We start from the raw sequence: 26939 nt of genomic DNA, 5'->3' as shown, positions 1-26939 counted from the left end.
GCGGGCCGGCCTTCCGGCAGACTGACGATCCTCGAAGGGTTCGTCAATGCGCGCAGCCGGCTCAAGCGAAGTTGAGCCGGCTGAACTGCCTGTGGTCTTACTTTCCGGCCATCGCCTTCAAATTGGCGGCGTAGGCGTCGACATCATCCTTGCCGATGATCTTGGTGGGGATGATGATGAGGTTGCCGGCCGGGATGCCCGACTTGTCGCCCTTGAGATAGGCAGCCATCAGCTTCATGCCCTGATAGGCCCATTCGAAGGGCTGCTGCACGACGGTGGCGGCAACGGTGCCTTCCTTGACGCCGCCCAGCGTGATCGGATCGTCATCGAAGCCGACGACGGTGATCTGGCCGAGCTTGCCGGCATCGCGCAGCGCTTCATAGATGCGCGGCGTGTTGTAGGAATAGAAGCCGACCATGCAGGTGACGTCGGGGCTGGCGACCAGCGCGTCCTCGACATTCTTCTTGGCACGCGCCTGGTCGATATCGTCGCCGCGCACGTCGACGAGCTCGATCTTGGTGCCGGCGAGGCCATCCTTCATGCCCTGGATGCGCTCCTTGGCATTGTCGGCGCCGAGCAGGCCGACGAAGCCGAGGCACTTGCCGCCATTGGGCATCGCCTTCTTGGCGATTTCGGCCGCCTGCTTGCCGGCATCGACGTTGGACGAGCCGATATAGGCGACACGCTTGGTCTGCGGCGCATCACTGTCGGTGGTGAACAGCGCGGTTTCAGACGCGATCTTGTTCAGGCCGTCGGTCGAGGTCTTGGGATCGACGGCCGAGACCATGATGCCCTTGACGCCGGCCGTCACCAGATCGTCCATCAGCCGCTGCTGGATGGCGACCGAGGATTGTTCGGGATATTTGAGTTCGAGATTATAGTCGGGTAGCTCGCCCTGCGCCTTCTTGACGCCGGCTTCGGCCGCTTTCCAGAAATCGGAAGCGCCGTTGACGACGAAAGCCAGTGTCGGCTTGTCGTCGGCGCGCGCGATGGCCGTCGCCGTCAGGCCGACAACCAGGGCCGCGGCGGCCACGGATGCATTGCGTATCAAGGACTTCATGTTCAACCTCCCTTTTTGGTTCAGCCGTCGGGCTGGACCGTCTTGCTCACTAGAATTGCGTGCTCACCTGAATTTGCCGTTTGCGGCTTGGATACCCCCTCCTCCTCAGGGTTTCCCGGCACTCACAAGAATGGCCTCGTTCCAGCCACGGTTGCAGACTTTAGAGACTCATCCTTCGTTCGTAAATAGTCCGATTTGTCTGACATATCACATATCCGAGACAAGGCTCGCGGAGGCAAATCTCCGCAAGCCATCGGACCATTGACGTTCGCTTTCCCGCCGCTCCGGACCCAACAAGGCCGGGCGCGACGGATTGACGTTACAGCGCATTTTTGTATTAGTAAACACTATTAGTTTTCAGCCGATATTCGGGCACAGCGTGGCGCCACCGCGAACGGTGCACCGACGAACCCATGCCCTGGCCGCACGACGCAAGAAGCCGGGCAGTCATTACTGTCCCTGCGCATAAGGAGCCTGATGATCGATGGACCACACGGCCGCTAATAGATATAAACGAAGCGGCGGTTTCTATAAACCGGCACCGCCGAGCCATCTTGTCGGACCGGCAGGCGGCCGCTAGACAGGCCGTGATTGGGGACACGAACGCCATGAGCGAGACCAGGGATTCGGCCATCGAGACGGTCAAGCGCCGCAAGGCGCCGGCCAAGCCCAAGGGGCGGGTCACCATGACCGACATCGCCCGGGCCGCCGGCTGCTCGCAGGCGACGGTTTCCTTCGTGCTCAACAATTCGCCAGGGATCAAGCTGTCGCAGCACACCCGCGAGCGGGTGATCGACGCCGCACGGGCGCTGGGTTACAGCGCACCCGCCTTCTCGGCGCTGCGCAAGCCGGTTGCCACCTTCGACGGGCTGGACGGGGTGATCGGCTTTGCCGTCGACCAGCTGGCGACCAGCCCGGAGGCGGTGGTGGCGATCGAAGGCGCGCGCCAGGCTTCGTGGAATGCCGGCAACGTGCTGCTGGTGGCGCAGACCATGGGCGACGCCGTGATGGAGCCGCGCGCCATCCAGGCGCTGACAAGGCGGGGCATTTCGGCGCTGATCTACATGACCATCTTCACCCGCGAGATCACCGCGCCCGACTTCCTCTACAGCCTCGACATTCCGGTGATCCTGCTCAATTGCTATACGGCCGACTATGCCTTCCCCGCCGTGGTGCCCTCCGAGATCGCCGGCGGCCAGAACTCGACAAGGCACCTGATCAGCCACGGCCACCGCCGCATCGCCACCATCACCGGCGAGCCCTGGATGCAGGCGGCGCAGGACCGGCTGAAAGGCTACCGCCGCGCGCTCGCCACCGCCGACATTCCCTTCGACCCGGAGCTGGTGGTCGAGGGCGACTGGTCGGCCAGTGCGGGCTACGCCGCGACCGTCAAGCTGCTCGCGCTCAAAGACCGCCCGACCGCCATCTTCTGCCAGAACGACCGCACCGCGATCGGCTGCTACGAGGCGCTGAAGGAAGCCGGCCTGCACATTCCGCAGGACATTTCGGTGGTCGGCTACGACGACGAGGAAATCGCCCGGCATTTGTTCCCGCCGCTGACCACCTCGATCCTGCCGCACATGGCGATGGGCCAATGGGCGATCGAACAGCTGGAATCACCGACGGCGCCCGGACAGGGGCGCTATCCGATCACCAAGCTGGAGTGCCCGCTGGTGGAGCGGGAGAGTGTGCGGGCGGTGGCGGGAGGCTGAGGCAAGGCGGCCTAGCCATGCCGTTGCGCGGAGCGGCCGGCATTCTTTTGATAGTCTACCAGGGGCAATAGTCACTCCGGCATGTGGCCGGGCAGTATGCGGCCGGGCAATTGTCGATCATACTCGGGCCATGACGCGTCCGGGCTTGCGCTGTGTGCAGGTATTCGCGGCTCTGCTGGCCGCGAGCTGCCCGCGCGCCATGGCCGACGGGATCGTCGAGGCGGGCGCCTACTCCTTCTCCGACGAACGCGGCGGCTTCCGGATCCTTTCGGCCACGGGCGCCGGGACCCGCGCCGACCCGATCGTGGTCACCGAGGAACTGGACACCGCCGACCCGGTGACGCTGACCATACGCGCCGCGCGGCCGATCCAGCCCTTCGGATCGACGGGCAACTACTCGACCGGCTTCTTGCCGCTAAAAATCGTCACCCGCAACAACAGCGGCGAGGCCTGGATCGAATTCGGATTCGAGCTGCAGGCGATCCTGAACGCGCCGAGCGATTATGGCGACGGGCTGTCCTTCGACCAGGCGCAGCGCGTGGACAACATGATCAAGTCCGACAGCTTCGCCGAATTCAAACGCGACTTCGAACCCTATGACCGGTTGCTGTTCAGCAAGGGCAAGGTCGACCCGCAGGAGAGTGCGTCGTTCTCGTTCCTGGTGACGGACTTTTCGCCGAAGGATCGGTTTTACCTGGTGGAGGAGCCGAGGGTGCCTTCGTCGTAAGGGAGTCTGCGGACTGTAGCGCTGGTGCAAGGTCTGGCGCACCCGACAGGATTCGAACCTGTGACCTCTGCCTTCGGAGGGCAGCTAGGCAGCGGTTGCGTCTCAGTAGAGAGCTGCTTGCATCCCGGAATAACTCTTTCGCTACAACCGGTTGACGGACAAGACGTAACCCCACCCCCTATACCTCGTCAAGCACGTCCCGTCCCAAATCTGTGACAGCTGTGACCACGTTGTGACCCACAGACTCTCGAAGAACGAGGGCACGGGGGGACAACTGACTTGGTCATTTATTGATACCCGTACGAAAAAATTCGTCGTTTCCCTGGGCCGCGTCCAGATTGGTTTGGACAGGCACACTCACAGGCAAAGGCTGAAGCGATAGGATTTTGAGGTTGACAGTTCCCTATGTCGCTTTGCTTCCAGGAGCTTCCGCAGAACTCGACAATTTGGCGATAAGCGCATTGGGAGGCGCGCGTCGAGAAGTAAGTAGTAGGAGCGAGCCCAGGATCATGGGTATGCCCATGGCGATGCCCATCAGCCACCCGTAGGCCTGCGAGAGCGCAGACATCTTCTGGTCCATTGCTGCCATATCTTCTTTAAAGAAGGTGGCAAGTACAATAAATATCACACCTGTGACGAGTAGATACGCCCCAACGATGTTTTTGCCCTTGCTAATTACCATCGCCTTGTTGGCGTCAGGGCCGCGCGATGAAAACATCCCCAGTTGCCCGGCATTGCCAATTACAGGTAAGTCAATTAGCGTACCGCTAATCAAGGCACTTCCCTTGTCTGCGGTATGTATGGCGCGGATGATAACGCCTTGACCAGGGTTTAGAAATGAAAAATTCAATGAGAACGACTTAGCATCATCACTGATAGTTAGAGTTGGGTCATTTTCTGGCATACTTGATGCGGCTACAGTCGCTTCCAGAATCTCTCCATCACCATTCAATTCGATCTTGATTGGCCCATGTTCGGATACATCCGTTGACCGAACTGCAGATCTACCGCTATTCCAGATCGCAACGTGCGTCAGTGAAACGCGAGGGACTTTCTTGTCCGCGTACAACACCGATACATTGTTCAGGAGAGAGCTTCGACCAGCGTCGAGCAAGCGGATGCTAGTTTGCTGATATAGAAGACGTCCTTTCGTGCGTCGGAAGATGGTGTAGATCGCAACCGCAATGCCGATGGCGCCTACAAGAACCCCGACCCAGCCTTGGTTGAAGAAGCCTAGAATTGCGCTCATCTCAGCCAGCCACCCCGACCCATTCCAAAGAACCCACTGTCACTTTTGGCCGACACGCAGGCGAAGTAAAGCCCCGGACATTTAGCGCCGATGCGCACCAACTCAATCGGCGCTTCCTGGTGATTGTGCTCTTGAATTGGGCTGATGGTTTGTTGCCACGGAATGCGCCAAGCAGATGAGTGCTCCTACAGGCCAGAATTGCCGACCTTGTGGGGCCAGGCAGCGGCCTGCGCAAAAAAAATTCTTTTGATTTTGAGACTGTCGCATAGCCCTTTGCCAACCATATCGGATTGCCCTACACACAACTCCTTGCAACATCGCCGTTTCGACTGGGGGGAAGGCTTATGACTGCGTCTACGTTCGAGGCATGGGACCCGCTTGATGCCGATGCTGGAGCAGACCCCGGCATCTTAATAAGTGCTCAGAAACGCGAAATTGCGAACATCCTTAGGAGCTATACTGGCTACTACGACCTCTTTTCCGAGTTGTTGCAAAATGCCCTTGATGCGGTAGAGCGGAAAGCAAGCAACACAAGTACAGACTTCCAGGGTAAAGTGTGGGTTGAAATTGACCTGAAACAACACACGGTGCGTGTCACCGACAATGGCATTGGAATGAGCATCGATCAGATGCGTCAATTTCTCCGACCCAACTTCTCATTCAAAGCGGGAGCGGCCACACGCGGAAGCAAGGGTGTCGGCGCTACATATTTGGGATACGGATTTAACTCCCTGCACGTGAGTTCCAAACAGGCCGGCCAGTCCTACTCCGGCATCATCGAAAATGGGCGACACTGGGTTGACGACAATACGGGCACCGTCAGCAGACCAAAAATTGTAGCTCACCCCGAGCCAGATGGACCATTCCAGCTAACACAAGACGGCACCTCCATCTGCGTGAGGTTGGTAGGCGAGAAGATACGACCATCGAACCTAGCTTGGTATCAAGCCACCACCGCCGAACAGTGGTTAGCTTTGCTACGCATTTTGACCCCAGTAGGAGGCATCTACCTCAAGGGGACCGAAGCTCCAACAACACAGGTCGAAGTGAGGGTGACCGACGCGCAGGGAGTGACGACAACTGCCGGGCCAACCACGCCACAATACCTATATCCTCATAACCTGATAGCGCGCAGCGGCGATATACGAGAGTACAACGCCTATGTCGAGAAAAAGCTCGTAAGCGGAGCTGACGCAACGAAGATACCCCCAAAGTTCTTAAAGTTAAATGGGTTGTGGGGGCAGTGGGGAACAGACGAACTACTTCGTCAAAACGGCAAAACAAGCCCCATTCAGATGCGCCTTGATACTGCAGAGCGGGCGCTTGCAAATGACGCAGGTATTTCTGCATACGTATACCTCGCCTTTTCTACAGAGTTATGGGATACGGTAAACGATTCAATATTAAAACTGAGGAAGGGTGCACGAGTACTTCACGGCGGCCTGCAGCTTGCGACGAGAGGTATGCCACAGGGTAGTACCCTTACGATTCCGATGACGAATAACATAGGTTTTCAAAATCTGGCGCATGTTATCATCCACTTCGACAATGCGGAACCTGACCTTGGCCGTAAGGGCTTCCAGCCCGAGTATGTAACTCTTGCCGAGAAGATCGCGGTATCTGCGGTAACTGCATTTCGTCGCCGCTATCACTTACTCCGGAAGCCAGGTGTCGCCAAGATTTTCAGTGATGAGTTGAAGGTGGATCAATGGATTAAGCAACAGGTTCAGCACGAAACCGACCACGCTCTTATCATCAAAGGCGCTGGCCTGTTTATGCCAACGGAAGAGCTTCCTATAAGATCGGAGCCGCTCGTAGAGCAAGATGTAGTGGCCGTCTTCAATCAGATGCTTTCATCTGGCCTGGTGAGAGGTGTGCAGCTGATAGCCAGTAGCCAATACAACCAGTACGACGGTCTATACCGCGTAAAGATGGACCCACCGTTTGATAAATACATAAAAAGCACCAATAATCCGCTTGGTATTGATGCAGAAATGTTTACGAAGGATGAGACGTACCAGACGGTGGTCAAGATTCTGGAGTACAAATACAACCTAGATGGATTGATTGAAGAGCTTCAGTCTGGCGTTAAGGACACCAATGATATTGGTTTATCTGTCTCTTGGTCGATGGGTACCAAGTGGAGGGAGATGTTTGACGTCACCAGCCTCTTAGACGACGACAACGCCCATCACAGACAAATCCATGGCACGACGCATTCGTTTGCACACTCAGTCTCTGGCGTTCATGCCTTTGAAGCGGTCATACTTCATGATCTCGTCAGTTATTTAAAGGACCCCGTGGCAGAGGTCGCGCGGCAACGTCAGATGCTAGATGACGACAGCTAATGCACCGGCCCTCATGGACAGTGCGAAAGGGCTAGGCGTCAAGGAGATAGCTAACTCGTTCGCTCAGCTTCTTCTCAAGGTCAGCAAGCCTTTCGGTTGTTCAGGAAAGTTGATGCAGCGTCCCTGGCGGTTGCCAGCGCCGACGCTCCCTGCGCCCTCACTAGCATCTTGAATGGAAGGAGCACCGTAAAGCGAAGGACCGAATGGACAGGTTCTGGGGGCCTTGGTGGTTCGCACGGACGGGCTTAGTCGATGGTGAGCGGCGCTACTTTCTTGCCAAGATAAGCTGCTTGAATCCGAGCGAAGCTTGCCGGTCCACTGGTGCAAGCTGCGCGGCCAACGTCCGATCGGTCACTTCTTCATTGCGATAGTCAGCAGTGAATGAAGTTGCCCGTGGCCTGCCCATGTTGCCTTTGCATTCAAACGCTCCACTCCTGGCCAAAAACGAGATGATGCGTAGATCGCAGCCTGAACGTAGTTTGAAACTTGCGCATAGAGTGTCCGCAGACTGGTCCTCCTAGCATGATCGCCAAACCTGCCCACATAATATGCAGCCACAGCACGCAACGCGTCATGCCGGGTTCCGTCCTTCGCAATGTCTAATGCAATCTTCACTTCGTCATCAGTAGGCTCCGTAGCTTGCATCATGGCAGCGATGAGCCACATGCGTTGCCAGTCGGCAAGGGCTTCATCGGCTGCCAACCCAACGACAAAGGTTCTCAGGTCCTTGTCGTCAAGAAACTTCGCTAGGTATGACGAATAAATTTGCGCCATCGACGGTCGCCGCTTGAATGCGTCTTTGACGTGCTCTACGGCGTGATCTGATCCGGCCTTCGCAAAGAGCGGTAGGCAAAACCTTTCAACATTCTCTTCCTGTCCAGGGTACTCGTCCATCGAGTCGAACAGGGACATCGTTGCAGCCAACTCGATCGGTGTTTCCTCGACGCCTTCCTTTTCGTCTTCGACTGCATCCTCCTCGTCCTCCGACTCCCATTCTGACTGGAACCCATAGTCCGCATCGAAGTCTTCGTCCTCAATTTGGTCCGCGATCTCATCAACCGCTGCTTGAAACAATGACTCCAAATCGGGTTCCATTGTATGAAGCAAGTTCTTTGGTATGATCTTGCACTTGCTTTCGTTGAGCGAAAGGTCATAGCTTCTCAAAGCCGGGATTAAATCTCGTAGAATGCGATCAGCATGCTCAACTGAGTCAACAAAAATGTACAGATCGTCGACATATCTTGCCGAATGCAATTTCATGTCCTTTAGGATTCTATCGATTGGAGCCATGTAGAAATTTCCGAGAAGGTCTGACGGAAATATTCCTTGTAAGATTCCCCTTGAACTCCTCTCCCCGGTGAAACTCGTAAGCAGAGCCTCTAAGCGGGATGAATATGCTTTATCGAAGCCGGAATCATTCAGAACGTTAATTAACGTATGAAGGTTTATCGAACTAAAGTAGTTTGCAATATCAAGTTTAAGAACGTACTGGACGCTCTTATCCTTGACGCTCTCGGAAAGCGAGGATTGGAGGTCATTCCAGCACTTTCTGGTTGAGAGAAACATTGCGGGACTATCCTCGTCCGCCAGCTGATGGCTGAACGAGCGGGCCTTATCGAGAGATTTTCTGATAACGGCTGTCGATCTGTCGGCTAGTGCTTGGTACAGTAGGCGGTCTTTTGGAAGTAAGATGCTACCAGGCCGGGAATATGCAGGGCCTAGGCGCTTTGTGGACTCTACGGGTATCCGGAATGACTTCGGAACTTCCATAGAGATAGGGATTCCAGGTGTGAATTGACCAGCTTTTATGTCAGCGGAGACAGCTTCCTTGAGAGCATCGCCAGCCCGTGCATAGATCAGGCTAAGATGCGGTGCGTATATGAAGTCCGATTTCACGTCATTCAAAATACGCTTAATCGACAGGTCGAGATCCATTTTGGCGAATGCAGCACTCTCCATACCGAAGGGCTCGCCTAGTTTCACATCTGCCATGTCAACGTCCCCTGAGAAGCCACAGAGCCTCCATATACCCGATGTCTATAAGACAGCAACTGGCAACACGGACTAACATTGGGTATTTTGGAACTTGCAAGTTTGGGCTCAGTTGCGAATTTGCTTCGTGAATAGATGAATACAGATGCGCGGACGTGGACGGGGCACTAGGCCCCGCCCTTCATTCGGTTTTCCCGCCGCCAAAGCGGTTGAAGGTTGGTGTAATAGCAAAGCTGGATAAGGTGGTCTAAGTCCCTGGCGTTTGCCAGCGGCTCTATGTGGTCAACCTCCCACTGCCGGTAGCTGTCCCAGGACATGCCGATCCGAAACTGTGTCGCAATATGGTCTCGGAGCTTGGAGTGATTGCAGCCGAGTGCATAGGAGGGGCTGGCGCGCCCACTAAGGGCCATTCCGGTTCGGCGGAGGGTATTCCTGTACATTCTGAATGAGGGTTCTCTAATCCCTCGCAGCAGCTCGCGTTGCCGCGCCTGTCGGGCATTGCAGGCGACGCATTGCCGGTTGCCGACGAAGCGTTCCGCGTGGTGACCTTCTTTGCAGGTCTGCCCCGTATAAAAACGAGAAAGGCCGCTCGCAGCGGCCTCATTTCTGCTCAGCACGATAGACGTGCCGACACTCTGTAGTGACATTTAAGTTTCCTATTGTTTGATGAAAAACGCCTCCTTCCCGCGACCTGTGCGAAAGTGGTACTGGACCCCGCATGCCTGTAGCTTCATAGCCGGCACCGACGATGGGTCGCGAAGTTTGGCGGTAATCCGTTCCAAGCTGGAAGGATTGATCCGTAGCGTGTTTGCGATTTTAGATTTTGCGTAGTAGCCGGGATCGGCGCTCTCGAAATGCTCAACCAGTTTGATCTCTGTCGGAACTTTGCGAGCCTTCCGCCTCGTTGCGCCTGAAAGCCAATTTGCTAGCCGTATGCCGGGCATCTGCTGTTCGATTGCTCGTACAACCGCTGTCCCTGTGTTCCCTCTTGGCAAGAGCATATAAATGTCCGTGGGCTTGCAATTGCCATCAGCATCAATTGCGTTTCGGCATTGGATGCGGTTTATGGCCTGGACTACGCTTCTGGCTATGAAGCCATCGCTCAGAGCGGTCCGTATATCCGCATAGTCCCCGTATTTGCGGCTTCCGTAGAACCAGTCGTCCGACTGTCGACCTCGATGCGCAATGAACCTCTGAGCCGGCTCAATGTCGTCCAGATAGGGCAGGCCGAAGAGTATGGCGGCCTCGCACCTATTCCAATCATTTCTGCCATCAAGGTTGCCCCAATTATCGAACTGGACACTTCCGTCCTTAGGCCCGTAAGGTTCGATAGAAGGTCGAGCATCCTTATGGGCACATACGAGGATCCGCTTTCCGGATAGCCGCTTTGATAGGTCGCCCCAGACGATCGACCATTCCTTCCCTGCATGTTGCGCGAGATGTTCCTTGCCGACCTTATGGCCGTATGAGACGTGTAGCGTCACATTCCGGTAAGTTCGGATTCCCGGTGGTCGAGCCAGTACATCAACCCGTTGCCTCATGATCGAATAAACGGGGTCTATGCCCGCCGTAGCGTCGAGGATGACGCCTCGCATTCCATCTACGCCGATGAGCGATCTGGCGCTGTGCAACTGGGTCCGTCCACCGCGTCTGCTCGTCCATGCGTGGCCAATACGGGCGATAGTTTGCAACTGGTCCAGTTGCTCAAGATATTGAGTCTTGGACGATCTCTCCATGCGTGAAGCCGACTCGGGTTTGGTAGCTGGTGTGTGCTCAGCGAATGCGTCGTCTGAGGTTCCAGCAATGCCTGCCCTCAGTCCGCTGAGATCAATGCGTGCCAAGATGTCGAAGGACTCAGCATCCAGCACCCGATCAGATCGACCAAGGTCTGTATCCGTGAGGCGGATCGAAAAAGTGAATAGTTGCTCGGCGGCAGTTCGCAGTTCACCATGCATGGCCCTCGCAAGATCGCCGGACATTGACCGTAGATTGCTAGCGATCAGGCTGTAGTTATCAGCCCAGTCGAAGGCTTCGTCGATCACTACCCAGTCACGTTTGCCACATTGGTAGCTCAGTAATCTATTTGCCTTGTGGTTCAAGCCAGTATCAGCAATGTCCTTTAGAGCCAGCCGATAGGCGGCATGTGTGGTGATAACCACTGGAGCGAAGGCGAGCTGATCGTTAGTTGCCGAAGCTTCTTGGTGAAACGGCCGAGCCATCTTCCACCCAGCAAGCTTGTTAATCCCCTCCGACAGTCTGTTCGCCTCCTCTCGGAACTTTGTGACAATAAGCGCTCCTGGGTGCCGTATATAGTCCTGCATCGAGCACAGAACTTTCAGGGCTTCAGTCTTCCCTGATCCGGTAGGCAACTGGACAACCTGCCAGCGCACTGGGTCAGTGTTACGACTGCAAATGGCTTGTGCGAGCTGTTGCCAACCCTCTGTCAAGGCATTCGAGCCGGCTAGTCCAAGGGATTGTTTCCAGTGGCTGTTCATTTGCTTGGTAAAAGATGTGAGCATCTGTTCCTTTCTCTTGAGACAACAAAAAGGCCCACCGGCTCGCAAGCCGGCAGGCCCAAATCTGAAAGTCCCGCAGTTAGCTCTTAAGATAATTTAGGGACAAGTGAGGGAGTTTACGGGAAGGTGAAAAATCAGCCCGGGTTATTCCTTATAGGGAGGTATAGGAGCTACGCTGGTCCGACAGGCCCGTTTCTGATTTCCACATAGGGAGGAAAATAGCAGCTACGCAGATCGGGACCGATTTTCCACTTATGAGGGACAGCGACATAGGTCTTCCCAAGGACAAGCTGCGTCACCTGGACGATCTCAGTAGTTCTAAACATTCGCCCAATCCGGCAGTTGCTGCGATGGTCCAGGCCATAGCCCTAATATTGGTATTGAGCGCCAGTAGGAACTGCAAATCGCTTGGACCATAGGGAACTGGCATGACCTCCCGTAGGTAGATGTCGGTTGCCCTCATGCTGGCATCCAACTTCGCTATCGCAACAGACACCATAGGCTTTTCGCGAAACCAACCTTTCTGGGCCATGCACATAATAACTACAGAAAGCTCCGTCCCATCCTGATAGCGAAGCGGTGCGGTTATGACGTCCTTGTGCTCGTCTGACAGGTTCAATCCAAGCTGCGTCACACATAGTTTTACCAGCTCGGCCACGTAGTCAGGCATCACGAGTGCTGTGTTCGTCATGCCGCCACCTGCTGGCTGGCTTTCCTAAGTTTCGCAACGATATCCTCCGGCTTGAGATGCGTGTACCGGAACAGCATTCTTGGGTCCTTGTGCCCGCTGATGGCTGCGACTTCTGGTACGTTCAAGCCTAGCTCAAAGAACCGGCTTACAGCCTCGTGCCTGAGGTCGTGGAATCTCAGGTCTATAATGCCCGGCTTGTCCTTTGCGGCTCTGCGCTTGCACCTTTCCCATGCTAGGCGGAACGCATTTGCCGAGACCGGAAACAGTCGGTCGTTAGTTGCCGCGTCCATCAAGATTCGCAGTATGACCACTGCGTTTTCAGACAAGGGAATGGTGCGCGGAATGTCGGTCTTTGTTTCCGGTATCGACAGCAGGCCATTGGCTAGGTCGAGGTCCGCACGGCGTATGTTTAGAAGCTCGCCACGACGCATCCCAGTCTCGATCGCAAGCTTGATACCCGGTTCCAGCCATTCTGACCGGCCATCTGCACAAGCAGCCAACAGCGCCGCAAACTCATCAGCATGAAGCCGCCTGCTACGTCCGCTAGCAGCCTTGGGCTTGCGCACGCTGGCAACTGGATTTGCATGTAAGGGTATGTCCCATTCACGCCGCGCGACCTCAAAGACGGTACGCAATAGGCCAAGTTCCCGTATGACCGTTCCGGCTTCTACCTCTCTTAGCCTCTTGTCTCGGTACCGGGTGAATGCCTGCGGCGTGATCCGAGCTAAGGTCAGGTTGGCCCAGTCGTACCGGAGGAAAACCTCTATGCGTGTGGCTTCCGATGCATGGCCGCGCTTGGCCGGTGTTACATCACTCGCGTAGCGGCGTAGTAGGTCTGCAACGGTTGTACGTTGCAAGGTGGACGGGTCGTAAGCCAGCGCTGAGCGGTCTAGCTCCTGTTCAGTCTGTCGTATCCATCTCAGCGCGTCAGCACGGTTGATGAAGGTTTTGCTTATCGGGGTATGCCCAGTGCGGCGGACCTGTGCCTGCCACTTGTCGTTTCGCTTGCGTAGAGACGCCATCGGCGCTGCTCCTTGTGACCAGATTGTGACTGGTTGCTTTGAGGAGCATTTCAAGGAATGAAGCAGTCGCTCGAAACCCTTGCTGTATAAGGGTTTGTACTGGCGCACCCGACAGGATTCGAACCTGTGACCTCTGCCTTCGGAGGGCAGCGCTCTATCCAGCTGAGCTACGGGTGCTTTCAGGATCGACAATCCGGAAAACGAACCAGCCGGCGAACCGGCAAGTCACGGCTTCTTAGCGGAAGCCGGCGCGGGCTTCAACGGGCAATTGGCGATTGAGCGGCGTCCTGTGAAGGGGGTGGGGTGGGTTAGTGCTCTAACGGGTGCGCTTGTTGGATATAGCGCTCACCTCTCCGTCTCGGCTTCGCCGAGCCACCCTGCCGGGGCGAGCCACGGGTCTCGCCCGTCCTTCGGACCCCCCACATTCGTGGGGGCGAGGAACCCAAGCGTCACTCCCCCGCCTCACTCTTCACCACCCGCCGCCCGCGCACGGCCCGCTTCACCTTCTTGGTACCCGCAAGCTCGTTCATCGCGTCGAGCTGCATCTGCTGCATTTCGGCCAGGCGCGTCCATTGGCGGGAGATGAGGTAGTCGAGCTTTTCGTGCAGATGGCGAACTTCGAGCTCGGCCTTGAGGTTGACGCGGTATTCGTTGAAGGAGCGCAGGCGGTCTTTCACCTCCTGGCGCTTCTGGCTCATCATGATGATGGGCGCCTGGATGGCGGCGATGCAGGAAAGCAAGAGGTTGAGCAGGATGAAGGGATAGGGGTCGAAGGCGCCGTTCAACCCCTCGAACAAATTGACGCCGATCCAGACCAAGAGCACGGCGGCAAACGAGATCAGGAACCACCAGCTGCCGCCAAAGGCGGCCATATTGTCCGAGACGCGGTCGGGGAAGGTGCGGTGCTCCTCGAATTCTTCTTCCGAGTTCTCGGAAATCGTGTCCTGTCTGGCGATCGATTCCACCACCTGGCGGTCGAGCTCGGAGAATTCGCCGTGCTCCTGCTGCAGCAGCTCTTCCATATAGCGCATGCGGTAGCGGCCGAGCTCCTCGCGGCTGATGCGGGCGCCCCGGGGCAGGTCCGGATGGTCGGAGCGGATGCGGTCGGCCAGGCTCGGGCGCAGCGTGTCGATGCGCACCAGGTCGCGCTTGTGGAATTTGCGGCCCGAGATCGCCGACGGCTTCTTCTTCGGCTTTATGCGCGACGTTCCTAGGCCGGTGGGTTCTGAGTCCGGCACTTCGGGCGTGTCGAAATGCTCGTCCGAAACCTCGTGCAGGTCTTCCGGCGTGATCGGCGCCTCGAAATATTCGCCGCCGCTGTCGTTCTCAGTGTCCGCCGCCTGCTGCTCGGATGCCTTTGGGACAGTGCTCATGGTGCGGGCTCCTGCTGTGGCGCTGCTGGTTTGAGGATACGCCGAGGTGACGGCGCATATCCACTGTCGGTTTGCGCTGCCTATGCCATGGCTTCCGACGATTGCATGACAACAGGATAACAATAGCCGGCTGCGGGTTTTTGGGGGCGGTTCAGGGGTTCATAGCGGCGCGCCATCTGAGACCCTGGAGATTAGCCGAGGCCACCCCGACTTCGTCATCCACGGGCGGAGCAGCCGCGAAGCGGCGTCGCGAAGATCCCTGGATGACGAAGTGAAGCGGTTCCGCCCTTGCTATTGCTGTTCGGCGAACATCAGCCTGGTGTTGGCGTCGGCCGTGGTCGGCGACAGGCTGCGCTGGATCAGCGCCTCGACATGGTCGTTGCGCTGGCGGGCCGAGTCGGCGCCCATCACCACCACGATCAGCTGGCGGCCGTCGGCATTGTAGGAGGTGACGATGTTGAAGCCGGAGGCCCTGATGTAGCCGGTCTTGATGCCGTCGACGCCGCGCACGCGGCCGAGCATGTCGTTGTGGCCGCGCACCAGCCTGCCGCGGAACATGAAATCGCTTTCGGAGAAATAGTGGAAATGCTGGGGGAAGCGCTGGCGCAGCGCCATGCCGAGCACCGCCATGTCACGCGCGGTGGTCATCTGGCCGTCGTCGGGCAGGCCTGAGGCGTTGCGGAAGGTGGTGCTGGTCATGCCGAGCGAGCGCGCCTTGGATGTCATCATGGCGGCGAACTGGTCCTCCGAGCCGCCGAAATATTCGCCGACCGCCACCGCCACGTCATTGGCGGATTTGACGACGATGGCGCGGATGGCCGAATCGACGTCGATGGTTTCGCCGCGCCGGAAACGCATCTTGGTCGGTGGCTGCGAGGCGGCGTGGTCGGAGACGGGGATCTGCGTTTCCTTGGTCACGCGGCCGGACTCCATCGCCTCGAACAGGAGATAGAGCGTCATCATCTTGGTCAGCGAGGCCGGATAGCGCTGCGCCGTCGAGTTGACCTCGAATATCTGCTTGCCGGTCCTGACGTCGACGACGATGGCCGCATATTTCTGCGGCGGCGCGGGCACGGACAGCACCTGGTCCGGCGGGGTCGTGGTCGAGCAGCCGGCCACCATCAGCAACAGGCCAAGGGCGACGAGAACTCTCTGGAGAAGCGGGAAAGGACGCAATTTGGACAAGGGCGGACTGTTCTGGCGATGCTGTTGCTGAGATAAGGCGAAGCTAACGTAACGCGCTGGATGCGTCCATTTGGTTAATGGCGGTTAGCCCCAGGATTGTCGAGCTCGACCTGGTTCCTCTTCCCCGCTTTGCGCTACGCTATGCACACATCTTCTGTGACTGGCGTGACTGATCGACGCAAGGCTTGATTGCCACGTGGCTCCCCCAATCCGTCGCTGCTTCGCAGCGCCACCTTTCCCCCCTCCGGAGGGAAAAGAAGGGAGCATTGCTGCACGAGCCTTGCCGGCGAAAAAGCCTGGCGCCTTTCCTCTACCCCGTCGAAGCCGAGACGGAGTGGGGGTCGACCAGCGCTGCCATGCAGGCTATCGCCAAAGACCAGGCTCTTGGAAATGTGTGCATGCCGTTGCACGGTAGTGAGGGCGAGGAACTTGAGGATTTATCCGCCCCGAAAACGCCTGTTTCTGTGTCTTTCCTTGCCAGAGCCGCGTTTCCTGTGGGAAGGGGCGTGGCATTGGCTGGCTTGGGGGGTGGCATGACGAATATCGGGGCCGGGGGCGCAGCGCCCTCGCTTATCAAGGCATCGCTCAGCCGCACCGGCAAATGGGCCGGCAGCGTGGCTTTCATCAGCGGCGCCGTTGGCGACGTGCTCAATCCGCTGGCGCCGTTCGCCGCCTATATCACGCTGGTCGCGTCGATTGCCGCGGCCATCATCGCCATTGCCATTGTGCTCAGGCTCGTGCTGGCGGCCAAGGCGCTGCCGGCGCTGTTGTTCGCCACCAGTGCGGCGGCGGTCGCCGGCGGCGTCTTTGCCGTGCAGAAGGAAACCAATTCGCAGAACGGCGTCATCGCCGGCCTGGTGCCGGCGATCGCGCAGCTGCAGCAGTCGATGGGCATCGTCTCCGAAAAGGTGGCCAAGATCGAGCAGACGGTGACGCAGACGCAGAAGACCGTCGAAGAGGTCAAGAAATCGACCGACACGGTGGCGCAGAAGACGGACCAGATCGCGTCCGCGCAGCAGCAGCAGACGCAGCAGGGCGCGCAGACGCAAAAGACCGTCGAGGCGGTCAAGCAGACCACCGACACGCTCGCCGCCGGCCAGCAACAGCAGCAGGTCCAGGCCGAAAAGCTGCAGGCCACCACCGAGCAGATCGCCGCCTCGATCGACACCATCGCCAAGGGGTTTGCGCAGCTTTCGGCGCAAGGCGGGGCGATCGCCGAGCCGAAGCGGCCGGACGAGTTCTACCACAATGCCCGCGTCTACGAATTGTCGGGCGACATGCTCAACGCAAGGCGCTCCTACCTCGCCTTTGCCGGCTTCGATGTCGACGCCATCGACCCTTATACGCGTTTTGCCACGCTGCTTCGGGTGCAGGACGGCAAGGCGGGCGCGCGCGAAGTGTTCGGGCAGCTGGCCGACAAGGGCAAGGCGCTGTCGATCAAGCTGGTGCATATATTGCAGTTTGAGGACGCGCAGCGGCTGGACAAGCTCGACGCCTTCGTCACGGCCAATCCCGACTACGCGCCGGCTTATTTCCTCAAGGCGCAGGAGTTTTCGGAAGACCGCCTCGGCAGCCAGACGCTGGCCGACAAGCGCAGCGAAGCCCAGGCGCTGACCAAGTTCGTGTCCTACGAGAAGGATGGCGGGCTGCTCAAATATTTCGTCGACCAGACGCAGTTGGCCGACTGGCTGGACCGCAGCCGCAGCCGGCTGGCAGCCCTTGGCGACGTGCTCGATCCGGCGCGCTTTGCGCCTTCGTTGACGCCGATGCGCTCCAACCAGGGCTGGTCGATGACCATTTCGCTGCCCGAGCCGGCGACCGCGATCTCCTGGCGTCTGGGCACCGCCGGCCCGTTCACCGACACCGGCTTCCTGGCGATGAAGGACCAGACCACCGGCAAGCCGATGGCCAATCCAAGCTTCGAGTTGCCCGACAGCACGGCGGCGACCACGATCGCGATAAAATATCTCGACATAAGGGGCCGCGAGACCGGCCCGTTCGACATAGGCTTCGATCCGGACGCCGCGCTGCAGCAAGGCGACAAACAGATCCTCGACCAGTTCTGGACGTCGTGGATCGCCTTCGATTCCGGCGGCAATCACGGCCTGGTCTATTTCACCCAGATGCTGTCCTACCGCTGCGCCATCAAGGAGGTGCGTTACAGCCTGAACGGCGCCGCGCTCGACAAGTCGCTCGAGATCCCGCCTTGCGACAAGAAGGACCCCTACGCCATCCCCTACGACGCCAAGGGCTATTTCAAGGTCGCCGACAGCGTGAAATCGATGTCCGTGCAGGTGACCTACACCGACGGGACGAAATCGCCGGTCAGGGAGTACAAGCGGCAGTAGGCCTGAGAGCGCTGGTCATGGCGATGGCTTCAGTTTGGCCCTCGTCTTCTCGTTTGCGCCGCCCCTCACCTGCCTGCCGGCATCCTCTCCCCGTGTAGAGACGGGGAGAGGGCGCTGTCGTCAACGGTTTCGCCAATCATCAGCGTTGCAGAGAAAGCTCCAGCGTGCGGCCAGTTCCTTCTCCCCGTCACTATACGGGGAGAAGGTGCCGGCAGGCGGATGAGGGCAGCGCCGACGGCTTCCATTGTGCCTGATGCAAAATGCCTTACGCAGTGCTTGCGCAATCAGCGCCTACAGGTTCTGTTTGCGCCCGTCAGATTCGGGTGAGAGCGCTATGGATACGATCACGATCAAGGCCAAAGGTATTTCGGTTTCGCTCGACCTCACCGTCGGCCACATCGCCGACATGACCGTCGAAAGCGACGGACGCCAGCTGAAGCCGCTGCACCGCGCGCCCTGGGTCGACGCAAACGAGACGCTACCGAAGGACCTGCCGCAAGGCACGGTCCGGCTGTCCGGCGATTTCCTCTGCGCGCCGTTTTCGCGCAGCGATGTCGAGGAGGCGCCGCTGCATGGCTGGACGGCCAACAGTGCCTGGGATGTCACCGAAAGCAGTGCCACGGACGACGGCTGGCGCGCTGTCTTCCGGCTGCGGCACGAGGTCATGGGCGCCAGCGTCGACAAGATTTTTACGCTCATCGACGGCCATCCCTTCCTCTACCAGGAACATGTGTTTTCCGGCGGCTCCGGCGCGATTTCCGTCGCCCACCACCCGATGACGGTGATGAAAGGCGGCGGACGGCTAGCCTTTTCGCCGAAGCGCTTTGCCGCGACGCTGGCCGATCCGCTGGAGCCGGATCCCGCGCGCGGCCGCTTCATGCTGGCCTATCCGGCGCGTTCGGCCGAGCTCGGCCAGTTTCCCGCCGCCGGCGGCGGCACGCTCGACCTGACGCAATACCGCATGGAGGACAGGCGCGAGGATTTCATCACCCTGGTCGAAGCCGACCATGCCGGGCCGGGCTGGACGGCACTGGCACGCCAGGCCGAGGAGGACCTGGTGCTGGTGCTGAAGAACCCCGCGGAGCTGCCTGTTACCATGCTGTGGCTGAGCAATGGCGGGCGCGACTATGCGCCGTGGAGCGGCCGCCATCTCGGCGTGCTCGGCATAGAGGACGGCCGCACGGCGATAGGCCATGCCGCTTCCATCGGCGACAACTGGCTGAAACGCGAAGGCGTGGCGACCGCCTTTGCGCTCGGCGAAGGCCGGAGCTTTTCGTTCCGCCATGTCATCGGCGCCCTGTCCGGCGGCACCCCGCCGCGAGAGATCACCACGGCCGACGGCCGGATGCGGCTTGCGACCGGCGGCTCGACGTCCGACGTGCCGTTCGACAGCGCGTTCCTGCGCATCGGCCAGCCTGCGGCCGCCTGAGGCGAGGTATGCCCTGAGCGCAGGGTTTGAAATTTCCGCCGACTGCCGCCAAAATGCGGCGTAATGTTTCGCCGATCATCCAGGCAAGTGAGGCTCCCATGTCCGAAATCGCCCACCTAGCCGCCACCATCTTCAAACGTGCCGGCAAGGCAAAACGCTTCATCGTCGCCATCGCCGGACCGCCAGGCTCCGGCAAGTCCACGCTGTCGGCCGGCCTGCATGACCTTTTGCCGGAAGGGGCGGTGGAAGTCGTGCCGATGGACGGCTTCCACTATGACGACATCGTGCTCAACGCGCGCGGCATGCGGGCGCGCAAGGGCGCGCCGGAAACCTTCGACTTTGCCGGCTTCGAGACCCTGATGAAGCGCATCCGGGCCGGCGAACCCGACATCGCCATTCCCGTCTTCGACCGCAGCATGGAATTGTCGCGCGCCGCCGCGGCTATCGTCGGCACCGAGACCAAGTTCATCCTGGTCGAAGGCAATTACCTGCTGCTCGACGAGGAACCGTGGGCGCGGCTGGCGCCGCTGTTCGATTTCTCGATCTTCGTCGACGTGCCGCGCAATGAACTCGAGCGACGCCTGATGGAACGCTGGCACGGCCATGGCCGTTCCGACGAGGAGGCGCGCGCCTGGATCGCCTCCAACGACATGCCCAACATCGAACGCGTGCTGGCCCGGCGCCGGGCCGCCGACCTGATCATTGGTTAACACGCTTAATTTTCGGTATTTCTTGGCGGGAACCTTAAGAGTTTCGCGCCGTTATGCCTTACAACCCATTTGTCCGGCGTAAGGGATTTTCCAATGGCCACCAAGGCAAAAAAACCAGCCAAGACGAGGCCTGCGAAGGCAACTCAAGCGAAAGCCGGTGCTGGCCCCGCGATTGCAGAACGCTCGAAAGACGCCAAGGCCGCTTTCGGCAAGGCCGCACCGCGAAAAGTCGTACCGGTCGCAAAGACCGCCAGCCCGCGCAAACCGGCGCCGGCAAAGGCCGGTGCCGTCAGGACGGCGGCTAATGTTGCCGCCGGCGCGGTGGTCGCTACCGCGCGCGGCGCCGTCTCGCTGGCGGCCTCGGTTATCGGCAGGGGCGGCTCGAAGGCCAAGGCGAAGTAGCAGGCTGCTCCGCCCGACCGTGTGTATTGGGCCAAGGCCGTCGCCTTGCAGCGACAGGCCGCACTAGTCCTTTGCCGGAATGGTCAGGCCCTTCTGGACCGCCGGCCGGGCCAGGCCGCGCTCCAGCCATGCCGCCACATTGGCGAAATCATCGAAACCGACGAGGTCGCGCGCTTCATAGAAGCCGATCAAATTGCGCACCCAGCCGAGCAGCGAGATGTCGGCGATGGTGTAGTCATTGCCCATGATCCATTTGCGGCCCTTCAGCCTGCCATCGAGCACGCCAAGCAACCGCCGCGATTCGTCGCGGTAACGTTCCAGCGGACGCTTGTCGGCGATCTCGCGGCCGGCGAATTTGTGGAAGAAGCCGACCTGGCCGAAGATCGGCCCGATGGAAGCCATCTGGAAGAAGACCCACTGGATCGTCTCGTAGCGCCGCGCTGCGTCCGCCGGGACGAGCAGGCCGGTCTTGTCGGCGAGATAGAGCAGGATGGCGCCGGATTCAAAAAGGCCGATCGGCTTGCCGTCCGGGCCGTTGGGATCGATGATCGCCGGGATCTTGCCATTGGGGTTGAGCGACAGGAATTCCGGCGTCCAGCTTTCGTCCTTGCTGATGTTGATCAGATGCGGCTCATAGGGCAGGCCGAGCTCTTCCAGCGCGATCGATATCTTCACGCCGTTCGGCGTCGTTGCCGAATAGAGCTGGATCTGGTCGGGATGTTTGGCCGGCCAACGGATGGTGATCGGAAAGGCGGACAGGTCGGCCATCGGGAAACTCCTGAGCGGGGGATTTGGCGCGCCAAGGTGCGCGGTGTTGGCGGGTAGGCCCAAGAACTAGGCCTGCGACCCGCTAGGATCAATATGGCGGCGGCAGTTTCGCCATCCTTATCCTTGGACACCGAATCGAACGCGGTGGATGGTGTCCCCGCCCTGGGGCGGTGGTGACCGCCGAGATCAGATGGCCTTGAATGCCAGCACCGCGTTGGTGCCGCCGAAAGCAAAACCGTTGCTGATCGCGGCGCGCACCTTGCGCTCGCGCGCGACATTGGGCGTCACGTCGAGATCGCAATCGGGATCGGGTTCACGGTAATTCGCGGTCGGCGGCACGACGCCTTCGCGGATCGCCATGACGCAGGCGATCATCTCCAGCCCGCCCGAAGCGCCGAGGCAATGGGCATGCATCGACTTGGTCGAGGAGACCGACAGCGAGCGCGCGTGCTCGCCGAAGACGCGCTTGATCGCGTTGGTCTCGATCTGGTCGTTGGCCTTGGTGCCGGTGCCGTGCGCGTTGAGATAATCGATGTCCTCGGGATTGAGCCCGGCATCGGCGAGACAGAAGCGCATCGCCGCTTCCGGTCCCTCGATGGTCGGGGCGACGATGTCGGAGGCATCGGCCGAAAGGCCGGCGCCGGCGATTTCGGCGAGGATGGTGGCGCCACGCGCCATGGCGTGATCGTAGCTTTCCAGAACCGCCATGCCGGCGCCTTCGCCGAGCACCAGACCCTGGCGGTCGGCCGAGAACGGCCGGCAGGTGTCGGGCGATAGCACGCGCAATGCCTCCCAGCCCTTGAGCACGCCCCAGACCAGCGGCGCATCGGTGCCGCCGGCGACCATCACGTCGGCACGGCCGAGCCTGATCTGGTCGACCGCGGAGGCGATGGCGTGGTTGGCCGACGAGCAGGCCGACGTGACGCCGAAAACCGGTCCACGCAGGCCAAGATGCATGCTGACCTGGCCGGAGGCGGCACCTGGCATGACCCGGGGCACGGTGAATATGCCGGCGCGATTCTTGCCCTCAATCAGAATAGCGCGATAGTTCTCCTCGACGGTCTCGAAGCCGCAGACGCCGACGCCGACAATGGTTCCCATGCGATAGGTGTTGTCGGCATGTGGGGCCAGGCCGGACTGCTGCATCGCCTCCTTCGCAGCGATAACCGCAAGCAGGCTGAAACGGTCCATCGACACAAGCTGCTTGCGCTCGATGCCGTGATCGGGCAGCGCCTTGATCTCGCAGCCGGTCTTGACCTTCAGGTCATGCAGGAAGGGATTGTCGATGGGGCCGATGGCCGAACGGCCGGCCCGCATTTCAGCCCAGATCGACTGCGCATCGACGCCTAGTCCGCACAGCCCGCCAATGCCGGTAATGACGACGCGTTTCAGCATTCGGTCAGGCTTTTTTCGCGATCAGCGCGCGAACGGCCTCGACCATGTCGCCAACATTCTTCAGATTGCTCCAGGCATCGACCGTGTTCATCTCGATCTCGATGTCATACTGCTCCTCGAGGTCGAAGATGATCTCCGTCAGCTCCAGCGAATGGATGCCGAGCGACGTCAATTCGGTGCTGGTGGTGATTTCTTCACCGCCCGGCTCGGCATGGGCCTTGATCTTTTCGATGATGTCCGTTGCCAGCTGGTCAGCCATTCGGTTTCTTCCCCACTTTATCGTTTCCCGACGCCAACTGAACAGCGCCTTCTTATCCTCGATATCAGGCCGCGATCGTCGCCTTCTACCCCCGTCAAGCATCGCCTGACCGTATCGAGGTGGCTCCCTCTATAGAAACGGAAACGCCATCAAGCAACAAGCTATATATCGACAAAACCGCCGCAGTGCTTAACCTGACGGCGTGGATACGATCGAACATACCAAGTTTTCGGCCCCTTTGGCCCAGCGCGCCGCGGGTCTGGCCCAGCTGGGCTGCGCCAGCGCGGACGGGCGCACGCGGCTGCGACGCCTTTATCAGGACGGTTCCGCCAAGATAAGGCTGCCGGCCGTTTTGGCCGACCCGCTGGAGGCAGTGCTGATCAACACCGCCGGCGGATTGACCGGCGGCGACCGCATCGGCTGGGATGTGGATGTCGGCACAGAAGCCTCGGCGTCGATAACGACCCAGGCCTGCGAGAAGGTGTATCGCGCCGCATCCGACCATGCCGAGGTGCGGGTCAAGCTGACGGTCGGCGAGAACGGCCGCATCGCCTGGCTGCCGCAAGAGACCATCGTCTTCGACCGGGCGGCCTTTGCCCGCACATTGGATGTCGAGCTTGCCGCGGGGGCCGAGGCGCTGGTGCTGGAGGCCACCGTCTTCGGCCGCCTGGCCATGGGCGAACGCGCCGCGCAAGGCATTTTCCGTGACCGCTGGCGGGTTCGCCAGGACGGTTTCCTCATCCATGCCGAGGATTTCCGTATTGGACCCGATATCACTGGTGCCCTGGCACGCCCGGCGGCCGCCGGCGGCGCGATCGCCGTGGCGACGCTGCTGCTGGTGTCGCAGCGGGCCGAGACCCTGCTCGACCCGGTCCGGGAAATCATCGGCGACCAGGGCGGCGCCAGCGTCTGGAGCGTGAAGGCATCTGGCAAGCTTCTTGCGAGGCTTTACGCCGGGGACGGCTACCAACTGCGTCAGCGGCTGGTTCCGCTCGTCGGACTGCTCAACGGAAGGGCGGGGCTGCCCAAATTATGGTCACTGTGATTCTGGAAACCGCATGAACCTGACGCCGAGGGAAAAAGACAAGCTGCTGATCGCCATGGCGGCGATCGTGGCACGCAAGCGGCTGGAGCGCGGCGTCAAGCTGAACCATCCGGAAGCGATCGCGCTGATCACCGATTTCGTCGTCGAGGGCGCCCGCGACGGCCGCCCGGTCGCCGAACTGATGGAGGCCGGCGCCCATGTCGTCACCCGCACGCAGGTGATGGAAGGGATCGCCGAGATGATCCATGACGTGCAGGTGGAAGCGACCTTCCCCGACGGCACCAAGCTGGTGACCGTGCACGAGCCCATCAGGTGAGGAGATCGACATGCTCGAACTGCGCCCAAACTGCGAGTGCTGCGACAAGGACCTGCCGCCTGAGGCGACGGATGCATTGATCTGCACTTTCGAATGCACCTTCTGCGCCGATTGCGTGGAAAACGTGCTGAACGGCGTCTGCCCCAATTGCGGCGGCAATTTTTCGACCCGGCCGATCCGCCCGGCAGCGAAGCTGGAAAAATACCCGGCGTCGACCAAACGCGTCCTTAAGGCCGAGGGCTGCGGCCCGCGCAAGGCCGCGTGACTGCACCATCGCAAACGAAAGGCATGTAGAATGATCCCTGCCAAACGCCTGTGCCTCGCGGCGATCCTGCTCATCGCTGCCGCCATGCCGGCCTATGCCCATGTCGGCATCGGCACGACCTCGTCCTTCACAGCCGGCTTCATGCATCCCTTATCCGGCCTTGATCATATGATTGTGATGATCGCCGTCGGCCTGGGGGCGGCGCTCAAGGGCGGCAGGGCGATCTGGGCATGGCCGGCGGCCTTTGTCGGCGTGATGCTTGCCGGCTCGGCCCTTGGCATGGCGCATGTGCCGGTGCCCTTCGTCGAGCCAGGCATACTGGCCTCCGTGGTGGCGCTTGGCCTGCTCGTGGCGCTGGCGGTCGACCTGCCGGTTTCGGCCGGCGTCGCCATCCTCGGCCTTTTCGCGCTTTTCCACGGCCACGCTCATGGCACCGAAGTGCCGGAAAACGCCGGCGGGCTCGAATACGTGGCCGGCTTTGCCGTCGCCACCGTGCTGCTCCATGCCGTCGGCATCGCCGCCGGAATGAGCCTTGGCATGAGGTTCCGTGGCCTGGCTCGTGTCGCCGGTGCTGCCTGCGCGGCGATCGGCGTCGGCCTCGCCTTCGGCGTCGTGTGACATCAGATGATCCCCGGCGAAATCATTCCCGTCCCAGGCGACATCGAGCTCAACAAGGGTCTGCCGACCGTCACCCTGAAAGTCGCCAACAGCGGCGACCGACCCATCCAGGTCGGCAGCCACTACCATTTCTTCGAAACCAATGAAGGGCTGAAATTCGACCGCGAACAGACCCGCGGCATGCGCCTCGACATCGCCGCCGGCACCGCCATGCGCTTCGAGCCGGGACAGGAACGCGATGTCACGCTGGTGCCGCTCGGTGGCAAGCGCGAGGTCTATGGATTCCAGCAGAAGGTGATGGGCAAGCTGTGAATTCTGTGGCGTCTCGCGCTTGGCCTTCAAAGGCCGCGAACGGTGTTTGGGCAAGCGTGAAAGCAAATGGTGCTTTCGGCTCAGTCCGACGGTTTGGCGGCCGCATAGATGATGATCTTTCCGGGATCGTCGAACGCGACGGCAAGGACGTCCTGCGCGGCCACGCGCCGCGAATCGATGGCGTTAAAGAGCAGGGCGTTCGCCTCAATCTCCTTGCGCAGTTCCGCGACGTCGTCCTGATGCTGCCGGACCTTGTTCTCGATGACCGGCGGCGGGCCGCCTTCGCTGCGTGCCGCGTCGGTCAGGAACACGATATCGACCTTGTTGAGCTTGGAGGTCTTGCGCACCGTGCCGATGTTGTCGCGCGTGCGGTCGATCGCCGAACTGACTTTTCCGATTTCAGCTGTCGTCTTGGCCTGTTCCTCGCTAATTTGCGAGCCGACGATGCGGTCAACGGTCTCCGGGCTTTCAAGGCCTTGCGCATTCAGCGCGGCCTGGGGAAGGCTCGCTTCCATAAACGCGGCCGCCGCAATGGCATGCAGCCATCGGGCATCGGGCAAGGTGGTGGAGGTCATCGTTCGCTTTCGCAGCTTGTTTCAACAATCAGCAAGCGAAACGACTCCAGCCCTGCCACGGTTCCCCTCGCAATACGGCCGGCGGACCGGATACCGGCCCGCCGCGCCGACCCGTCAGCTGGCCTTCTTGGTGATCAAGGTCAGCGCGCCATTGGGCTCCATGCTGGCCGCGACGACCTGCGCCGAGGTCATTCCCTTGGCCTGGAGGGCGGACTTCACCTTGGGGGTGGCGTCGATCGAGCTGCGCAGTTTCTGCAGGCCGGCGTCACCGCGCTGGGCGATCACCTGATTGACCTGCGTCTGGGTGTCCTTCGGCAGCTCGGTGATGTCGACAATGTTGACGCTCTGGATCGCCGGCGCGGCCTGCTGACCGCCGGGGGCGGGAGTCGTCGCCTTGGGGGCAGGCGTGGCCGGAGCGGGCTGCTGCTGGGCACTGGCGGCACCGGCCAGCATCAGGCTGGCGGCGGCTGCAAGAATTATCGTTTTGCGCATGGATTTTCCTTCCATCGATTTGGCAAACGGTCGTTTTGGGGTGACCTGCCAACCTCAACCGCCAAATGGGATCAGAAGGTGTCGCCCAGCGGGTCATTGCGTGACCATTGGATGGCGGCAATGTGCAGCC

Annotated in this window: 25 protein-coding genes and 1 tRNA gene; 12 read left to right on the top strand and 14 right to left on the bottom strand. The window is 60.0% G+C overall.

Annotated elements, in window-relative coordinates; all coding sequences use genetic code 11:
• Positions 1 to 97: 97 nt before the first annotated feature.
• Positions 98 to 1060 carry a sugar-binding protein gene (locus tag AB4Z43_RS11145; RefSeq protein WP_019862553.1) on the bottom strand — a complete coding sequence of 321 codons (963 nt, stop codon included), beginning with the start codon at positions 1058 to 1060 and terminating at the stop codon, positions 98 to 100.
• Between the two features lie 608 nt (positions 1061 to 1668).
• Here AB4Z43_RS11145 and AB4Z43_RS11140 point away from each other — a divergent pair.
• Together AB4Z43_RS11140 and AB4Z43_RS11135 are read left to right on the top strand one after the other, a co-directional pair.
• Positions 1669 to 2772 (top strand): LacI family DNA-binding transcriptional regulator, encoded by a 1104-nt coding sequence (locus AB4Z43_RS11140; protein WP_441937424.1) that lies wholly within the window; start codon positions 1669 to 1671, stop codon positions 2770 to 2772.
• A gap of 130 nt (positions 2773 to 2902) precedes the next feature.
• On the top strand, positions 2903 to 3499 hold the full coding sequence (locus tag AB4Z43_RS11135) for a hypothetical protein (RefSeq protein WP_441937422.1): 597 nt from the start codon (positions 2903 to 2905) through the stop codon (positions 3497 to 3499).
• 403 nt (positions 3500 to 3902) lie between these two features.
• Here the strand turns inward: AB4Z43_RS11135 and AB4Z43_RS11130 are convergent, their stop codons facing one another.
• A complete protein-coding gene (locus AB4Z43_RS11130) occupies positions 3903 to 4748 on the bottom strand; it encodes a hypothetical protein (protein WP_441937420.1) in 846 nt (281 codons plus the stop codon).
• Positions 4749 to 5092: 344 nt separating this feature from the next.
• On the opposite strand from AB4Z43_RS11130, the gene AB4Z43_RS11125 reads away from it, so the two are divergent.
• Positions 5093 to 7096 (top strand): ATP-binding protein, encoded by a 2004-nt coding sequence (locus tag AB4Z43_RS11125; RefSeq protein WP_441937418.1) that lies wholly within the window; start codon positions 5093 to 5095, stop codon positions 7094 to 7096.
• Between the two features lie 351 nt (positions 7097 to 7447).
• Here the strand turns inward: AB4Z43_RS11125 and AB4Z43_RS11120 are convergent, their stop codons facing one another.
• The 7 genes from AB4Z43_RS11120 to AB4Z43_RS11090 all read right to left on the bottom strand — a co-directional run bounded on the left by AB4Z43_RS11120 (position 7448) and on the right by AB4Z43_RS11090 (position 15875).
• Positions 7448 to 9088 carry an RNA-directed DNA polymerase gene (locus tag AB4Z43_RS11120; RefSeq protein ID WP_441937416.1) on the bottom strand — a complete coding sequence of 547 codons (1641 nt, stop codon included), beginning with the start codon at positions 9086 to 9088 and terminating at the stop codon, positions 7448 to 7450.
• 656 nt (positions 9089 to 9744) lie between these two features.
• Positions 9745 to 11607, bottom strand: a complete 1863-nt coding sequence (locus AB4Z43_RS11115) for a hypothetical protein (RefSeq protein WP_441937415.1) — start codon at positions 11605 to 11607, stop codon at positions 9745 to 9747.
• Positions 11608 to 11899: 292 nt separating this feature from the next.
• The gene (locus AB4Z43_RS11110; RefSeq protein WP_441937413.1) at positions 11900 to 12295 is read right to left on the bottom strand and encodes a hypothetical protein; all 396 of its coding nucleotides are present in this window, start codon (positions 12293 to 12295) and stop codon (positions 11900 to 11902) included.
• The gene (locus tag AB4Z43_RS11105) at positions 12292 to 13317 is read right to left on the bottom strand and encodes a tyrosine-type recombinase/integrase (RefSeq protein WP_441937411.1); all 1026 of its coding nucleotides are present in this window, start codon (positions 13315 to 13317) and stop codon (positions 12292 to 12294) included. The genes AB4Z43_RS11110 and AB4Z43_RS11105 overlap by 4 nt, the downstream gene beginning before the upstream one ends.
• 100 nt (positions 13318 to 13417) lie before the next feature.
• A tRNA-Arg gene (locus AB4Z43_RS11100) sits at positions 13418 to 13494 on the bottom strand.
• A 272-nt stretch (positions 13495 to 13766) separates the two neighbouring features.
• A complete protein-coding gene (locus AB4Z43_RS11095; RefSeq protein ID WP_019862550.1) occupies positions 13767 to 14690 on the bottom strand; it encodes a DUF1003 domain-containing protein in 924 nt (307 codons plus the stop codon).
• 291 nt (positions 14691 to 14981) lie between these two features.
• A complete protein-coding gene (locus AB4Z43_RS11090) occupies positions 14982 to 15875 on the bottom strand; it encodes a D-alanyl-D-alanine carboxypeptidase family protein (protein ID WP_441937410.1) in 894 nt (297 codons plus the stop codon).
• 533 nt (positions 15876 to 16408) lie between these two features.
• Here AB4Z43_RS11090 and AB4Z43_RS11085 point away from each other — a divergent pair.
• The 4 genes from AB4Z43_RS11085 to AB4Z43_RS11070 all read left to right on the top strand — a co-directional run bounded on the left by AB4Z43_RS11085 (position 16409) and on the right by AB4Z43_RS11070 (position 20764).
• A complete protein-coding gene (locus AB4Z43_RS11085; RefSeq protein WP_441937408.1) occupies positions 16409 to 18223 on the top strand; it encodes a methyl-accepting chemotaxis protein in 1815 nt (604 codons plus the stop codon).
• 334 nt (positions 18224 to 18557) lie between these two features.
• The gene (locus AB4Z43_RS11080; protein WP_441937406.1) at positions 18558 to 19652 is read left to right on the top strand and encodes a hypothetical protein; all 1095 of its coding nucleotides are present in this window, start codon (positions 18558 to 18560) and stop codon (positions 19650 to 19652) included.
• 98 nt (positions 19653 to 19750) lie between these two features.
• Complete coding sequence (locus tag AB4Z43_RS11075; RefSeq protein WP_027047624.1) at positions 19751 to 20362, top strand: nucleoside triphosphate hydrolase; 612 nt, start codon at positions 19751 to 19753, stop codon at positions 20360 to 20362.
• Positions 20363 to 20455: 93 nt separating this feature from the next.
• Positions 20456 to 20764, top strand: coding sequence for a hypothetical protein (locus AB4Z43_RS11070; RefSeq protein ID WP_038651334.1), 309 nt, complete (start codon positions 20456 to 20458; stop codon positions 20762 to 20764).
• Positions 20765 to 20827: 63 nt separating this feature from the next.
• On the opposite strand, the gene AB4Z43_RS11065 is transcribed toward AB4Z43_RS11070, so the two are convergent.
• From AB4Z43_RS11065 to AB4Z43_RS11055, 3 genes are all read right to left on the bottom strand, one after another.
• Positions 20828 to 21532 (bottom strand): glutathione S-transferase family protein, encoded by a 705-nt coding sequence (locus tag AB4Z43_RS11065; protein ID WP_019862544.1) that lies wholly within the window; start codon positions 21530 to 21532, stop codon positions 20828 to 20830.
• A gap of 186 nt (positions 21533 to 21718) precedes the next feature.
• Positions 21719 to 22927 (bottom strand): beta-ketoacyl-[acyl-carrier-protein] synthase family protein, encoded by a 1209-nt coding sequence (locus AB4Z43_RS11060; RefSeq protein WP_019862543.1) that lies wholly within the window; start codon positions 22925 to 22927, stop codon positions 21719 to 21721.
• 4 nt (positions 22928 to 22931) lie between these two features.
• Entirely contained in the window at positions 22932 to 23186 is a 255-nt protein-coding gene (locus tag AB4Z43_RS11055) for an acyl carrier protein (RefSeq protein WP_019862542.1), read from the bottom strand.
• 202 nt (positions 23187 to 23388) lie between these two features.
• On the opposite strand from AB4Z43_RS11055, the gene AB4Z43_RS11050 reads away from it, so the two are divergent.
• Genes AB4Z43_RS11050 through AB4Z43_RS11030 form a run of 5 tightly spaced genes read left to right on the top strand, consistent with a single transcriptional unit; the run spans position 23389 to position 25742 of the window.
• A complete protein-coding gene (locus AB4Z43_RS11050; protein WP_202361095.1) occupies positions 23389 to 24231 on the top strand; it encodes an urease accessory protein UreD in 843 nt (280 codons plus the stop codon).
• Positions 24232 to 24244: 13 nt separating this feature from the next.
• Entirely contained in the window at positions 24245 to 24547 is a 303-nt protein-coding gene (locus AB4Z43_RS11045) for an urease subunit gamma (RefSeq protein WP_019862540.1), read from the top strand.
• Between the two features lie 10 nt (positions 24548 to 24557).
• Positions 24558 to 24812, top strand: a complete 255-nt coding sequence (locus AB4Z43_RS11040; protein ID WP_019862539.1) for a DUF1272 domain-containing protein — start codon at positions 24558 to 24560, stop codon at positions 24810 to 24812.
• 30 nt (positions 24813 to 24842) lie between these two features.
• On the top strand, positions 24843 to 25430 hold the full coding sequence (locus AB4Z43_RS11035; protein WP_441937401.1) for a HupE/UreJ family protein: 588 nt from the start codon (positions 24843 to 24845) through the stop codon (positions 25428 to 25430).
• 6 nt (positions 25431 to 25436) lie between these two features.
• Positions 25437 to 25742, top strand: a complete 306-nt coding sequence (locus AB4Z43_RS11030; protein WP_038651327.1) for an urease subunit beta — start codon at positions 25437 to 25439, stop codon at positions 25740 to 25742.
• A gap of 80 nt (positions 25743 to 25822) precedes the next feature.
• Here the strand turns inward: AB4Z43_RS11030 and AB4Z43_RS11025 are convergent, their stop codons facing one another.
• Complete coding sequence (locus AB4Z43_RS11025; protein ID WP_441937399.1) at positions 25823 to 26317, bottom strand: hypothetical protein; 495 nt, start codon at positions 26315 to 26317, stop codon at positions 25823 to 25825.
• 114 nt (positions 26318 to 26431) lie between these two features.
• Positions 26432 to 26809, bottom strand: coding sequence for a hypothetical protein (locus AB4Z43_RS11020; RefSeq protein ID WP_027047623.1), 378 nt, complete (start codon positions 26807 to 26809; stop codon positions 26432 to 26434).
• Between the last annotated feature and the right edge of the window lie 130 nt (positions 26810 to 26939).

Origin of the sequence: Mesorhizobium sp. 2RAF45 (assembly GCF_052115225.1) — a bacterium.
Taxonomy (GTDB): Bacteria; Pseudomonadota; Alphaproteobacteria; order Rhizobiales; family Rhizobiaceae; genus Mesorhizobium; species Mesorhizobium jarvisii.
Note: the sequence above shows the minus strand (reverse complement) of the source record. Positions and strands in the feature narration are given on the sequence as shown.

What these genes read in the sequence shown, in the direction of transcription:
- AB4Z43_RS11145 (WP_019862553.1), bottom strand. Translation starts at nt 1,060, where the DNA reads ATGAAGTCCTTGATACGCAATGCATCCGTGGCCGCCGCGGCCCTGGTT.
- AB4Z43_RS11140 (WP_441937424.1), top strand. Translation starts at nt 1,669, where the DNA reads ATGAGCGAGACCAGGGATTCGGCCATCGAGACGGTCAAGCGCCGCAAG.
- AB4Z43_RS11135 (WP_441937422.1), top strand. Translation starts at nt 2,903, where the DNA reads ATGACGCGTCCGGGCTTGCGCTGTGTGCAGGTATTCGCGGCTCTGCTG.
- AB4Z43_RS11130 (WP_441937420.1), bottom strand. Translation starts at nt 4,748, where the DNA reads ATGAGCGCAATTCTAGGCTTCTTCAACCAAGGCTGGGTCGGGGTTCTT.
- AB4Z43_RS11125 (WP_441937418.1), top strand. Translation starts at nt 5,093, where the DNA reads ATGACTGCGTCTACGTTCGAGGCATGGGACCCGCTTGATGCCGATGCT.
- AB4Z43_RS11120 (WP_441937416.1), bottom strand. Translation starts at nt 9,088, where the DNA reads ATGGCAGATGTGAAACTAGGCGAGCCCTTCGGTATGGAGAGTGCTGCA.
- AB4Z43_RS11115 (WP_441937415.1), bottom strand. Translation starts at nt 11,607, where the DNA reads ATGCTCACATCTTTTACCAAGCAAATGAACAGCCACTGGAAACAATCC.
- AB4Z43_RS11110 (WP_441937413.1), bottom strand. Translation starts at nt 12,295, where the DNA reads ATGACGAACACAGCACTCGTGATGCCTGACTACGTGGCCGAGCTGGTA.
- AB4Z43_RS11105 (WP_441937411.1), bottom strand. Translation starts at nt 13,317, where the DNA reads ATGGCGTCTCTACGCAAGCGAAACGACAAGTGGCAGGCACAGGTCCGC.
- AB4Z43_RS11095 (WP_019862550.1), bottom strand. Translation starts at nt 14,690, where the DNA reads ATGAGCACTGTCCCAAAGGCATCCGAGCAGCAGGCGGCGGACACTGAG.
- AB4Z43_RS11085 (WP_441937408.1), top strand. Translation starts at nt 16,409, where the DNA reads ATGACGAATATCGGGGCCGGGGGCGCAGCGCCCTCGCTTATCAAGGCA.
- AB4Z43_RS11080 (WP_441937406.1), top strand. Translation starts at nt 18,558, where the DNA reads ATGGATACGATCACGATCAAGGCCAAAGGTATTTCGGTTTCGCTCGAC.
- AB4Z43_RS11075 (WP_027047624.1), top strand. Translation starts at nt 19,751, where the DNA reads ATGTCCGAAATCGCCCACCTAGCCGCCACCATCTTCAAACGTGCCGGC.
- AB4Z43_RS11070 (WP_038651334.1), top strand. Translation starts at nt 20,456, where the DNA reads ATGGCCACCAAGGCAAAAAAACCAGCCAAGACGAGGCCTGCGAAGGCA.
- AB4Z43_RS11065 (WP_019862544.1), bottom strand. Translation starts at nt 21,532, where the DNA reads ATGGCCGACCTGTCCGCCTTTCCGATCACCATCCGTTGGCCGGCCAAA.
- AB4Z43_RS11060 (WP_019862543.1), bottom strand. Translation starts at nt 22,927, where the DNA reads ATGCTGAAACGCGTCGTCATTACCGGCATTGGCGGGCTGTGCGGACTA.
- AB4Z43_RS11055 (WP_019862542.1), bottom strand. Translation starts at nt 23,186, where the DNA reads ATGGCTGACCAGCTGGCAACGGACATCATCGAAAAGATCAAGGCCCAT.
- AB4Z43_RS11045 (WP_019862540.1), top strand. Translation starts at nt 24,245, where the DNA reads ATGAACCTGACGCCGAGGGAAAAAGACAAGCTGCTGATCGCCATGGCG.
- AB4Z43_RS11040 (WP_019862539.1), top strand. Translation starts at nt 24,558, where the DNA reads ATGCTCGAACTGCGCCCAAACTGCGAGTGCTGCGACAAGGACCTGCCG.
- AB4Z43_RS11035 (WP_441937401.1), top strand. Translation starts at nt 24,843, where the DNA reads ATGATCCCTGCCAAACGCCTGTGCCTCGCGGCGATCCTGCTCATCGCT.
- AB4Z43_RS11030 (WP_038651327.1), top strand. Translation starts at nt 25,437, where the DNA reads ATGATCCCCGGCGAAATCATTCCCGTCCCAGGCGACATCGAGCTCAAC.
- AB4Z43_RS11025 (WP_441937399.1), bottom strand. Translation starts at nt 26,317, where the DNA reads ATGACCTCCACCACCTTGCCCGATGCCCGATGGCTGCATGCCATTGCG.
- AB4Z43_RS11020 (WP_027047623.1), bottom strand. Translation starts at nt 26,809, where the DNA reads ATGCGCAAAACGATAATTCTTGCAGCCGCCGCCAGCCTGATGCTGGCC.